12 protein-coding genes are annotated in these 12009 nt (G+C 69.0%); 9 read left to right on the forward strand and 3 right to left on the reverse strand.

The genetic code is table 11. The features are described from left to right. Window positions 1–18 precede the first annotated feature (18 nt). Window positions 19–1677, reverse strand: a complete 1659-nt coding sequence (locus F8M74_RS11585) for a GAF domain-containing sensor histidine kinase (RefSeq protein ID WP_141256357.1) — start codon at window positions 1675–1677, stop codon at window positions 19–21. A 110-nt stretch (window positions 1678–1787) separates the two neighbouring features. On the opposite strand from F8M74_RS11585, the gene F8M74_RS11590 reads away from it, so the two are divergent. From F8M74_RS11590 to F8M74_RS11600, 3 genes are read left to right on the forward strand one after another with little or no spacing between them, the layout of a single operon-like run. Next, window positions 1788–2747: a Rieske 2Fe-2S domain-containing protein gene (locus F8M74_RS11590; RefSeq protein ID WP_141256356.1), complete on the forward strand. Its 960-nt coding sequence runs from the start codon at window positions 1788–1790 to the stop codon at window positions 2745–2747. Further along, a complete protein-coding gene (locus tag F8M74_RS11595; protein WP_141256355.1) occupies window positions 2731–3657 on the forward strand; it encodes a fatty acid desaturase in 927 nt (308 codons plus the stop codon). The genes F8M74_RS11590 and F8M74_RS11595 overlap by 17 nt, the downstream gene beginning before the upstream one ends. Further along, complete coding sequence (locus F8M74_RS11600) at window positions 3654–5153, forward strand: phosphatase PAP2 family protein (protein WP_141256354.1); 1500 nt, start codon at window positions 3654–3656, stop codon at window positions 5151–5153. Before F8M74_RS11595 ends, F8M74_RS11600 begins: the two co-directional genes overlap by 4 nt. On the opposite strand, the gene F8M74_RS11605 is transcribed toward F8M74_RS11600, so the two are convergent. Beyond that, window positions 5141–5764, reverse strand: a complete 624-nt coding sequence (locus F8M74_RS11605; protein WP_141256353.1) for a nuclear transport factor 2 family protein — start codon at window positions 5762–5764, stop codon at window positions 5141–5143. The two genes, F8M74_RS11600 and F8M74_RS11605, sit on opposite strands and share 13 nt — an antisense overlap. A 188-nt stretch (window positions 5765–5952) precedes the next feature. Between F8M74_RS11605 and F8M74_RS11610 the strand changes: the two genes are divergently transcribed. Then, window positions 5953–6897, forward strand: a complete 945-nt coding sequence (locus F8M74_RS11610; protein WP_228559749.1) for a patatin-like phospholipase family protein — start codon at window positions 5953–5955, stop codon at window positions 6895–6897. On the opposite strand, the gene F8M74_RS11615 is transcribed toward F8M74_RS11610, so the two are convergent. After that, entirely contained in the window at window positions 6894–7661 is a 768-nt protein-coding gene (locus F8M74_RS11615) for a TVP38/TMEM64 family protein (protein WP_141256351.1), read from the reverse strand. The genes F8M74_RS11610 and F8M74_RS11615 overlap by 4 nt on opposite strands. Window positions 7662–7946: 285 nt before the next feature. Between F8M74_RS11615 and F8M74_RS11620 the strand changes: the two genes are divergently transcribed. From F8M74_RS11620 to F8M74_RS11640, 5 genes are read left to right on the forward strand one after another with little or no spacing between them, the layout of a single operon-like run. Then, window positions 7947–8405 (forward strand): general stress protein, encoded by a 459-nt coding sequence (locus F8M74_RS11620; RefSeq protein WP_141256350.1) that lies wholly within the window; start codon window positions 7947–7949, stop codon window positions 8403–8405. 46 nt (window positions 8406–8451) lie between these two features. Beyond that, on the forward strand, window positions 8452–8790 hold the full coding sequence (locus F8M74_RS11625; RefSeq protein WP_011553861.1) for a hypothetical protein: 339 nt from the start codon (window positions 8452–8454) through the stop codon (window positions 8788–8790). A gap of 32 nt (window positions 8791–8822) precedes the next feature. Further along, a complete protein-coding gene (locus F8M74_RS11630; protein ID WP_141256349.1) occupies window positions 8823–10043 on the forward strand; it encodes a sodium:proton exchanger in 1221 nt (406 codons plus the stop codon). Further along, window positions 10040–11338, forward strand: coding sequence for a cation:proton antiporter (locus F8M74_RS11635; RefSeq protein ID WP_141607760.1), 1299 nt, complete (start codon window positions 10040–10042; stop codon window positions 11336–11338). Before F8M74_RS11630 ends, F8M74_RS11635 begins: the two co-directional genes overlap by 4 nt. Before the next feature lie 53 nt (window positions 11339–11391). Further along, window positions 11392–12003 carry an L-threonylcarbamoyladenylate synthase gene (locus F8M74_RS11640; RefSeq protein ID WP_141259171.1) on the forward strand — a complete coding sequence of 204 codons (612 nt, stop codon included), beginning with the start codon at window positions 11392–11394 and terminating at the stop codon, window positions 12001–12003. Window positions 12004–12009 lie beyond the last annotated feature (6 nt).

The raw sequence follows: 12009 nt of genomic DNA on the forward strand, positions 1-12009 counted from the left end.
CCGGGGAAGGACGGCGGCTCACGGCTCGCGAGGCTGGTAGGGGCGGGCGTCCAGCGGCAGCTCCAGGGAGAAGGTCGTTCCGGTCGCGGCGTCACTCTGGACGGAGACCGTTCCTCCATGTGCTTGCGCACACCCCCAGACGAGCGTCAGTCCAAGCCCCCAACCCTTCGAAGGGCCTTCCTGCGCGGAGTGGGTCCGGGTGAATGGCTTGAAAATCTGTTCCTGGTCCGCGGGCGCGATGACGGGGCCGCGGTTGTGGACGGACGCTCGCGCTCGGTCTCCGGCCCGTGTGACGGTGAAGGTGATGGGCTCCGTGGCGGCCCCGTACTTGATGGCGTTGCTGCCCAGGTTCCAGAGAGCGCGGCGGAGCTCCTCCGCGCTCCAGATTCCCCGGACGCGCTCCTCCGCCTGGAGGACGAAGCGGTCCCCATGGAGCGCAATCAGCTCTTCGACCACTTCCTGCGCGACACCGCCCAGGTCGCACATGTCGAGGCGAAGCGGGAGCCGCTGGCCCCCCTGGATGCGGTTCGCGTCGAGGAGATCCCTCACCATCCGGTCGGTGCGTTCGATGTTCCGGTCAATACGCAGCGCCAGGTCGCGTCGTTGGTCGAGTCGCTCGGGATGCCGCATGAGAAGCTGAGCCCCCGACTTCGCCGCCGACAGGGGGCCGCGAAGGTCGTGGGCGAGCACCGAGACGAAGTGCTCGCGAAGCGCTCGCTCGGCCTGCAACGCTTCGATTTTCTCGCGCAAATTCGCGTACAGCTTGGCGTTGTCCAGGTGGACGCTCAGCTGCTGGCCCAGAGACAGGAGCCGCCCCTTCTCCCGGGCTGTGAATTCCCGGACCTCGGCAAGGCCGACATACATGATGCCTACCAGTGCGCGGTGGGGGGGAAGCCGAACCCCGAGCAGCGAACGAAGTCCGCTCTGACGCAGCGGAGGGCTCACCTCGATCGACGTCGTCTCGGCATCCAGGACCGAGCTGGTCTCCTCGCCCGCGGCGGCAACCCTGCCAGGAAAGGACGCAGGATTCATGGAGGCCGCGTAGTGCTCGAGCTGCTCGCTCGCCAATCCCGCGGCGGCCGCGGTGACGAGCTGTTCCCCCTGGGCCTCATACAGGAGCACGGCACCACTCTGGGCGCCCATCGCCTCGATGATCAACTCGAGGACATCCTTCAAGTGGTCACGCAGGGATGCCGCATCCCCCTCGACAAGCGCCTCACTGGCCACCTTCTGGAGCAGTCGCAGGTATCGCTTCTCCGTCTGCTCATCCTCCAGCAGGTGACGGCTGAAGAGTTCCGACACGGCGGTCGAAGCGGCATGCAGCTCGGAGAAGAGCCGCTCGACGTCAAGGGCGCTAGGGCGGGCTTCAGGCGAAGCGTTCGCCCACATGCTGGCGATGCACCGTCCCAGGATGGCGAACTCCTCGATGACCTCCGCCACATTGAAGCCCTGCCGGAGGCGGGCGGCTACATGCGTCTCGACGTGCGCCCGCCGCGCGTGGGCAAGCGCACCGGGCGCCCCTTCCTCGTCAGCGAGCGAGGCCACGTAGACAGGCATGATGTTCTTGAACTCGGGGGCGTCGAGCCCTCGAGCGGACGCGGCCTGAGCTGCCTGCTCGAACCACCGCCGGATGATTTCCTCTTGATGTCGACGGATGATGCCCGCAACGCTCGTCATCGGGAGTCCTCATCCTCGATGATGGACATCGCCTGCTGCTTCCCGCATCCGGAGACACTCACTCAGCGTGCAGATGGCCACAGGGCGGGACGGTCCGTTAGGGTCTCGACATGGTGGTGAAGATTGCCTCGCGGCCGGAGCCTGTGCGTCACCCCGAGCCAGGCCGGCTGCGCGCGTGGCACCTCGTGTGCCCCTCCGAGGCGCTCCGGCCTGCGCAGGTGATGCGCTGGAGCACGGGCGCGCGGGAGCTGGTGATCTTCCGGGGACGGAGCGGCGCGGTCCACGCGCTCGCCGCCCATTGTCCCCACATGGGCGCGCACCTGGGCGGTGGCACCGTGGTGGGTGATTCGCTGCGGTGTCCGCTCCACCACTGGCAGTTCGACGGCAGCGGCACCTGCCGAGGGAAGACGGCACAGCGGGCCTTCCCCGTGGTGGAGCGGTACGGCGCCATCCTGGTCTTCAATGGCCCGGTGGTGCTCTTTCCTCCGCCGGAGGTGGGCAGCGGGGCGTTGCGCTGGGGCACGTCGGCTCGCTTCGCGGTGCGTTGTGATTGGCTGCCCGTGGTGGCCAATGCCTTCGACTTGGAGCACCTTCGCACGGTGCACCATCGCGAGTTGCGGGACGCGCCAGTGGTGGAGCGCCCGGACCCGTTCACCTTGCGCGTGCGGTACACGTCCCGCGTCATGGGCAGCGGGCTCAGTGACCGGGTGATGAAGTTCCTGTCCAGTGATCGCATCGGTGTCACGCTCACGTTGCATGGCGGCACGCTCCTGTCCGTGGAGAGCGACCTGGGGCGCACGCGCAGCGCGTTGCTCGCTGGCCTTCATCAGAGCGAGGAGGGGTTGTTCGTGCGGCTGGCCTTCGCCGCGCGCCGCAGCCGGCTTCCGGGGGTGGACTGGCTGGCGCTCCAGGTGTCGCGGTGGCTGTTCACGTCGTTCCTGCGGCGCGACTTGTCCGTGCTCGACGGGATGCGTTTCAACCGGGCGGGGGCGGCGGCGGACCCGGTGCTGCGCCAGGTGCTCGACTTCACCGACAGCCTGCCGGAGGCGCCCGATGACGACCGCGGGTGAGGGCGAGGGAACCCCGATTCCGGCCGCGCTCAACGCCGTGCTCCTGGTCTGTGCCATGGCGGCCTGTGCCGGATGCTTGTGGCTGGCGTCACACGCGGAGCGACTCGCGCTCCAGGTACTGGCCGCGGTGGTCTTCTCCTTCGTCAACAACACCGTGTTCTCGCTGCTGCATGAGGCCACGCACGGCGTGCTGCACCCCGTGCGGCGGGTGAACGACACGCTGGGCCGGGTGGCCGCGGCGTTCTTTCCCACGTCCTTCACGATGCAGCGTGCCTTCCACCTGAACCACCACCGCCACAACCGGACGCACTTGGAGCAGTTCGACTACTTCCGGCCCGGAGACAACCGCTTCCTGAAGCGGGCGCAGTGGTACTCCATCCTCACAGGGCTCTACTGGCTGTTCGTCCCGGTGGGGGCGGTGGTCTTCGCGCTCGTTCCCGGATTGCTGCACCGGCTGCGCGGCACGGGCACCCGGTACGGCGAGCAGACGGGCGCGGACGCGTACCTCGGACGCCTGGAAGCAGCGCCTGGAGGCGCGATCCGCGCGGAGGTGTTGCTGGCGGTCTGTGTACAGATGGGGCTCGTGTTGGCGTTGGATGTGTCCGCGATGGGGTGGGGGATCTGCTACGCGGCCTTCGCCATCAACTGGAGCGCGCTCCAATACGCGGACCATGCGTGGTCACCGCTGCATGTCCGTGACGGCGCGTGGGACCTGCGCGTGGCCGCTCCGGTGCGGTGGCTGTTCCTCAACTACCACTATCACCGGGCCCATCACCGGCACCCGCATGTGCCCTGGCTCTACCTGGGGCGCTACGTGGACCCGGAGGTGGCGCGACCGTCCTTCCTGCGCATCTGGCTGTCCATGTGGCGAGGCCCTCGGCCACTGCCCTCCGCAATGGAGGAGCGATGAGCCCGCGTCCCGTGTTGTTCGGCTGGCCACGCAAGGAGGAGCTGGCCCTCACGGCAGCCATGGCCACGGGCTTCGCCCTGTTCTTCGTGGCTATTTACGGCGGCGCGAGCTGGCTCACGGGCTTCTACACCGGGGGCCTCCGGGTGGAGCTGTCCTTCGAGCGCCACATCCCGTTCATGCCGTCCTGGGCGCTGGTCTACGTCAGCATGGACGTGCTGCTCCTGCTGTCCCTCTTCGTCTTCCGGACGTGGCGGGACATGGTGCCCTTCGCGCTGGCGCTGTGTGTGGAGACAGCGCTCGCGGCCGTGTGCTTCCTGCTCTTCCCGGTGGAGGTGGCGTGGCCGCCGCGCGCCGTGGAGGGGACCTGGGCGGGCGTCTTCCAACTGGCGGACACGCTGAACCTGGAGCGGAACTACCTGCCGTCACTCCACGTGGCCTTCGCCTGCACGGCGGCCCTGGCATACGCGGAGCGGGCGGGGGCGCTGGGGCGTATCCTCTTCGGCCTGTGGGCGCTGGCCATCGCGGCGTCGACGTTGCTCATCCACGAGCACCACGTGGTGGACGTGGTCGCTGGGGCGTTGCTGGCCTGGGGCACCTGGTGGTGGGTGGATCCCTGGGCGCGCCGCACGGCGTTCCTCGATGCCCTGCGAATCGAAGCCTTGTGCGCCCGGGAGTCCTATCGCTTCGCGCGGCGTCACCTGCGTTACGGGCTGATTGCCCTGGTGCTCTACCGCTACGCGGTGAGCCGGTGGTGGCGCGAGGCACGGGTGGCGCGGGTGGGCTTCTGTTTCCTCCAACTGGTGGACGACGTGCTGGATGGGGACCGCGCGGTGGACGGAGAGCCGCTCGGCTGGGTGGACGCGCTTCTCTTGGAGTTGGCGTCCGGGCGAGGGGAGGACCAGGGGACGGCGGCCACGCTGGGGCGCGTGTTGCTCGAGCGGCTGGGAGACGACACGGCCCGCGCCCAGGTCTTCGCGCTGATGCGGACGATGCGCAAGGACCGGGAGCGGGTGAAGGCCGGACAGTGGTGGAGCGCGGAGGCGCTTCGCGCGCAGCAACGCGACACGTTCTGCTTGTCTGTGGATTTGATGCTGCACGTCGCCGGGGCGGGCGTCCGGGCCGAGGACGCGCCCGCGCTGATGGAGGCCTTCGGCTGGTGCTCGGTGATGCGGGACCTGCGAGAGGACCTGGCCCAGGGGCTCTACAACGTGCCGGATGAGGTCGCGGCGGCCGTCCGTGGCGACGGCGCGGACCCGACGGACATCGACGCGCTGCTGGGAACGGAGGCGGGCCGCGCGTGGATGACGGTGGAGCACGTCCGGGCCAGGGCGTTGTTGGATGATTCGGCCGGACAGCTGGCGGTGCTGGAGGACCGTCCGGGGCTGGCGTTGCTGCGCCTGTTCCACCGCTCCATTGAGTCCTTCTGGCGCAAGCGCCTGCCCCGGCGCCATCCCTTCCTGGCCGACGTGACGGCCAGCCGGCTTCAGGGCGTCTGAGGGGCGGGCTCGGAGCTTCGGCGTCGCAGCCTCCGGCCGATGGCCGCGCCCACCACGAGCGCGCCAAGTCCGATGACCGTCGCTCCCGCGAGCGCGAGGTGCTTCACCCGCGTGAGGAGGGGATTGTCGAAGACGTTGGTGGAGTAGTGGAACGCGGCGATCCGCCAGCGGTCACCCTCCCGGACCAGGGTGCAGGTCCACCGGCCGTCGATGACGATGTCCGTGCCGTCCGTGAGGACGTAGTGGTCCCGCGACGAGCCGCGCGCGATGCCGGTGTCGCCGTACAGGCGGGTCAGGTCGTCCACCTCGAACTTCGCCCGGATGCGGTCCACGACGCGATTCGGCCCGCGCATCATCTCGTCGTAGTACGCGCGGATGGATTCCTTCCCCACGCGCACGTCGTTGTTCATCGTGGTGAAGGAGACATCCGGGTGCAGGTGGCTCAGCAGCCGGTCGATGTCCTGGGCATTGAGGGCGTCTTCCATCTCCTGCTTGAGGGCGCGCAGGGCGTCATGGGTGGCGGCGTCGGCGGTGGGTTGCTGGGCCAGCACCGCGGACGGCAGGAACGCGAACAGCAGCGCCACCACACAACAGCCAGGCAAGCGGATCATCGAGGCTCCGGAGGGGTGAATCCGCCCATCCTAGAAAGGCTTCCGGCCGGTGGTGCATGGAAGTTGCCGTCCGAATTGCCCCGGGGACCCGAGGGACGGTGGACAGGGGCCCACGCCCCGGGGTGATTCCCGCCGCGCTGGCACGCACCTATCCATCTGCGCCAGGTCCAATTCCCAGGAGGCGTGCCATGAAGGATCGTCCCGCAACGCTCGTACTGTCCGGCGGTGGGGCCAAGGGAGCCTTCCAGGTCGGCGCCGAGCGCGTCCTCCGGGAGGTCCACGGCTTCCGCTGGGAGCGCATCTTCGGCGTGTCCGTGGGTGCCCTGAACGCCGCGCTGCTGGCCCAGCACTCCTACCGGGCACTGAATGACATCTGGTTGAACATCCGCGAGGCGGACCTCTACCGGAAGCTGCCGTGGCCGCTCGTGGCCCTGCGCGTGGGTCTGTTCCGCAAGCTGGGGCTGTACGACAACACGCCCATGCGGGAGCTGATCCAGCGGCACCTCGCCGGACACCGCTTTTGGGTGCCCGCCCACGTGGGGCGCGTGTCCCTGGTCTCTGGCAACTACGAGCTGGTGCCCAGCGATTCGAGGGACTTCCTGGACGCCGTCTGGCAGAGCTCGACGTTGCCCATCCTCTGGGAGCCCATCGGCGCGTCGGCCCTGGTCGACGGGGGCCTGCGCAACGCCACGCCCCTGGGGGATGCGCTGGAGTTCGGCCCGACGGAAATCGTCGTCATCGTCTGCTCACCATCCCAGATCGAACGGGCGAAGCCGCCGGCCAATCTCCTGGAGGTGGCCACGCGCTGCCTGGCCGACATCACCCTCAACGAAATCCTTCTCAATGACGTGGATTCCTTCGTGCGCATCAACGACATCGTCCGTCAGGCCTACGACGCGGGGCTCACCGTGCGGCGTCCGGATGGGGTGCCCTACCGGTACTGCCGCATCACCGTCATCGAGCCCGCACGGCCCATGGGGGACATGTTGGACTTCGCGCCGGAGGTGATCCGGATGCGGCTGCGACATGGTGAGGAGATGGCTCGGGCCGTCTCGCTGCCCACGGGCGTGGGCCCAGGGGAGCGCGTGCAGCGCCGCGTGGAGCTCTTCCCGGAGCCCCCCATGCATGCCTAGAACGCTGCGGACTTGGCCGTCGCTTCGGAATGACCGATGGTGCGTCGCGCGGGCGGCGGCGGTTCCGCGCGTGGCTCCGGCGCTTCTTCGTTGAGATCCTTGTAGAAGCGCCGCCCGATGTAGGCGCCGAGCACCAGCGACACCACCAGGCCCACGGCGGCGACCGCCGTCATCGTCGTGCGGCCCTGGGCCAGACCACTGCCGAGCTGCGCCGCGAGGAAGGTGCCAGGAATGGTGCCAATCATGATGCCGGCCAGCGTGGGCATCAGCCTCGCTCCGCTCGCCGCCGCTGCCGCCAGCATCACGTCGGTGGGGCACAGCGGATTGATGCAGGCGGTGAAGGCGAAGAGGAAGTCATGCCGCCTCGCCGCCCGCACCAGTGCGGGGTACTTGCTGCCAGCCAGGCGCTTCATCAGCCCAGTGCCCAACCTGCGCGCCGCCGCGAAAAGCAGCAGGCCCGACAGCAAGCCGCCCGTTAGTGAATAGAGGGTCGCTGCAAGCGTGCCAAACATCATCCCGCCCACGGCCGTCAGCAGTTGACCCGGAAGCAGTGTCACGGGCCGGATGGCAAGGAAGCCGATGTATGCAATGGGCGCCCACTTCCCGAAGGGCTCCAACCAGCTGGCGAGGCGCTGCTGGTCGACGAAGTCCGGCCCGAGCAGCCGGAGTGCGACAAGCCCCCCCACTGAGACGAGCATCGGGGCCAACACCCGGAGCCAGGTCTTCACCGACTGCGCCACGCCGTACCTCCCCCGCGGCCCCACTTCCGCCGCGCCGTGGGCCTGAAAGTGAAGGTGGTTTCGGGAATCCGCAATGTGCAGTGGGGTGTTTCCAACATGAAAGCGTCCGGCCGGGCAGCCCGCCGCCCGGTCCGAAAGCTCGGCAGGCGTTGCGAAACCCACGAAATCACATGTGTTTTCGTGTGGCGTATCAGGCGTGAACGGCTGGCGGTGTACGGAGCTTGCTTGCATCGGGGCGCTTCCGTCCCAAGGTTTCAGGCAAGGGGCACCAAGGCGAGGGCTGGGGTAGTCACGAGAGGAGATAGGGAAATGTCGGACAAGGACAACAAGGGCAGCATGACGGTGGCCGAAGCGGGTCGGAAGGGTGGCGAGACGGTCCGAAACGAGCGCGGTCGCGAGTTCTACGAGACGATCGGCCGCAAGGGCGGCGCCACGGTGAAGGCCGAGCGCGGTCGCTCCTTCTACGAGGAGATCGGCCGCAAGGGCGGCGAGACGGTGAAGGCCGAGCGCGGCGCCAAGTTCTACGAGGAGATCGGCAAGAAGGGTGGCGACCGGGTGAAGGCCACCCGGGGGCCGAACTTCTACGAGGAGATTGGCCGCAAGGGTGGGCAGAAGGTGAAGAAGCTCATCGAAGAGGGCAAGCGGGCCGCGCGCGCCGCCATGGCGGCGCAGGAGGCCACGGCAGGTGCTCCGGCCCAGGAGGGCGCGGCGCCGCCATCCACTCCCCCTTCTTCCGGAGAGCCGGCGGGGCCGGGACAGAACGAGTAGCACCGCGAGCGTGGCGCCAGACTCGCGGACCGACTAAGAGGGCCGCGTGTACCTGGTCATCACGTTCCTCGAACAGTTGGAAGGAACCGAGCGGGCCATCCGCCGGCTCCGGGAGTTCGGTATCCCGGAGCCGTTGGTGGTGCGGGCTCGGAGCGCGGCGGCGGCGTTGTCCGCCGAGGTCCCGGTGTTCGCGGGGCTCCGCAGTCTGGCGTTGGGCGCCGATGACGATCGCGTCATCCTGGTGAGCTTGTTGCCAGGCCTGCCCGCCGAGGAGATGGAGCGGTTGGTGCAGCGCGTCCAACTGGAAATGGACGCGGACGAGCCGCCCATGGGACGGCTGGTCGCCATGCCAGTGATTTCCGCGCCCACGCATCGCCGGTCGTGACGGGAAGCGTCCCGTCGTTATAAGCACGGGCTGTGCAAGCGCTGCTCGTCTTCCTATCCATCGCGGCGCTGTCGCTGCTCGCCTCCAGCCGTGCGCTGGACCCGGGGCGCTTTCCAGCGCTGGCGAGACTGGCGGCCAGCGGCTTCCTCTTCGTTCTGCTCGGCATCTTCCTGGGGCCTTCCGTGGCGGGGGTGCTCACCGAGCGGCACCTGGAGGCCATGCGCCCGGTGATGGCGCTGGGGTTGGGCACCGCGGGCGTGCTGCTGGGCCTGAACCTGGAGCCCCGGCTGCTGCGCCTGTTGCCGCGGTCCGTCTACCTGTCGGGGCTGGCGCACTCCGGAACGGCCTTCTTCTTCGTCGCGCTGCCATTGCTGGTGCCGCTCGTCTTCACGTCCGCCCGGGGGCTGCTCGGCGCGGTGGGCGCGGCGGCGATGTTGGGGGCGGCGGCCAGCCTTTCTTCAGGGCACTCGGCCGTGCTCGCGTGGCGCGCGGGGCGCCTGGACCGGGCGCGCGGCCTGGGCGTGGCGCTGCTCACCATGCTGGATGACGCGGTGGGTCTGGGCGTGCTGGCGCTGGCGTTGATGATCGGCGCCGCCAGCAACGTGGGCGAAGGCCTGGGGCTGGTGTGTCTGGCCTTGCTGCTGGGCGTCATGTGTGGGGCGCTGCTGGCCTTCCTCACGCATTCGTTGAAGGACCTGGCGGAGCTGACCACGGTGACGCTGGGCGGCGTGGTGTTGGTGAGTGGCGCGGCGGCGTACCTGCGGGTGTCGCCCTTGCTGGCGGGCGTGGCGTGTGGGGCGACGCTGGCGGTGGTGGGAGGCCGCACCTCGGAGCGCGTGGCCCGCGCGCTGGGCCGGGTGGAGCGGCCCGTGTTCCTGGTGCTTGTGTTCCTGGTGGGCTGCGCGGTGCATGCGCGGGACTACTGGGCCTGGGTGCTGATGCCCGCCTTCGTCGGCCTGCGCTTCCTGGGGAAGATGCTGGGCGGCCGGTTCGCGCGGCGGCTGGCGCAGCAGACGCTCGTACTGCCACCCCGGCTGGGCTACGCGCTGATCGCCCAGGGCGGCCTGGCGCTGTGCCTGGTGGCGGAGTACGGGATGCTCGTGCCGGGAGGGCTGTCGCGGCGCGTGCTGGACGTCGTGGTGATGGGCGCGGTGGTGAACGAGCTGCTGGCGGGCCAGGCCTTCCAGTACGTGGTGGACCCGCCCCGCAGCTTGTCCGAGAACCCGGCTGACAGCGAGAAGGTGGCGGCATGAAGGGCGCGGTCATCCGGCTGCTGCTGTTGATGGTGCTCCTGGCCATCATCAGCCGGGCACAGGTGCTCCGGGCGGACTCGGGGACACCGGTAATGTTGGCGGCGGGCGCGTTGCTGTTGTGCGGCCTGTTCGCGGGCAAGGTGGCCAAGGGCCTGGGCCTGCCTCGCCTCACCGGTTACCTGCTGGTGGGCGTGGCGGTGGGGCCCTATGCGCTGGGCTTCATCCCGAACGCGGGCGTGAAGGGGCTGGAGCTGGTGAAGGGGCTGGCGGTGAGCCTCATCGCGCTGGTGGCCGGCACGGAGCTCCGGCTGGGGCTCATCCGCCGCGTGGGCGCGCGCGTGGCCTTGCTGTGCGCGGCCGTGTGCGGCGTCACCTTCCTGGTGTGCTTCGGGGCCACCTTCGCAATCAAGCCCTTCCTGCCCTTCCTGGCGGATATGACGGTGCCACAGGCCCTGGCGGTCAGCGCGCTGCTGTCCACGGTGGTGGTGTCGTTCTCGCCCACCGTCACCATCGCCATCGTCCAGGAGACGAGCGCGCGCGGCGCCTTCACGGAGTTCCTGATGGCGCTGGTCATCATCGGCGACTTGCTGGTGATGGTGGCCTTCGCGCTGGCCGCGGGCCTGACGAAGGCGAGCTTCGGCGGCGGGCTGGACGTGACGGAGCTGCTGGGCGGGGTGGGGTGGGAGCTGTTCGGCTCGGTGGTGGTAGGGCTGGTGCTGGCCGTGGGCATGCTCGTCTACATGCGCGGCGTGAAGCAGGAGCTGCCGCTGTTCCTGGTGGGCCTGTGCTTCGCCGCAGCGGAAGGGGGCACGCGCCTGCACCTGTCCCCGCTGCTGGTGTCGCTGGCGGCGGGGGCGCTCATCGCGAACCTGGACGAGCACGCGGGCGAGCGCATCCATAACGCCATCCAGCAGGCGGGGCTGCCAGTGTTCGCGCTCTTCTTCGCCGCGGCGGGCGCGGGGTTGAAGCTGGACTCCCTGCTGACGGTGGGGCCGGCGGCGATGTTGCTGGTCGTGCTGCGCGGCGTGGCCATCTGGTTCTCCTGCCGCCGCTTCGCCCCAGCGGACGACCCGCGGCTCAAGCGCTACCTGTGGATGGGACTCATCTCCCAGGCGGGCGTGACGTTTGGCCTGGCGGCCCTGGTGTCCAGGACATTTCCGACCTTTGGCCCCCAGGTGGAGGTGCTCATCGTCGCCATGATTACCGCCCACGAACTGGTGGGGCCGGTCCTCACCCGGCGCGCCCTGGCGGCCTCCGGGGAGATCCGCGCGGACGACGCGCAGGGAACGGCATAGGCTGTCAGGCATCCACACCTTCAGCAGCAGTCACAGGAGGCACGGAGGACATCATGGCCGCACCCATCCTCGAGGTGGACATGGAGCACCCGTCACCCCGCCACATCCAGCGAGCGGTGGAGGTGCTGGAGCGCGGCGGCCTGCTGGCCTACCCGACGGACACGTACTTCGGGCTCGGCTGCGACTTGAGCTCGAAGAAGGGCATCGAGCGGCTGTACCAGCTCAAGGGACGCGACAAGAAGAAGCCCCTGTCCTTTCTCTGCCCCGACCTGTCGGACGTGGCCCGCTACGCGCACGTGAGCAACTTCGCGTACCGGACCATGAAGAGCCTCACTCCGGGTGCGTTCACCTTCATCCTGGAAGCGACGCGTCTGGTGCCGGACCTGATGATGTCCAAGCAGAAACAGGTCGGCATCCGGGTGCCGGACTCAGCGCTCGTTCGCGAGCTGGCCCGAGCCCTGGGCCGCCCTCTGGTGACGACCTCCGCGACCAATACGGAGGGTGAGCCCCTCACGGACGCAAGGGATATCAAGGACGCGCTGGGCCACGGCCTGGACCTCATCCTTGACGGGGGCGTGACGCTCAATGAACCGTCGACCGTGATTTCACTCATCGGCGATTCACTTGAAATCCTCCGGCAAGGGAAGGGTAGGCTGGAGGACTAGAACCCG

This window comes from Myxococcus sp. CA023 (assembly GCF_010998615.1).
Taxonomy (GTDB): Bacteria; Myxococcota; Myxococcia; order Myxococcales; family Myxococcaceae; genus Myxococcus.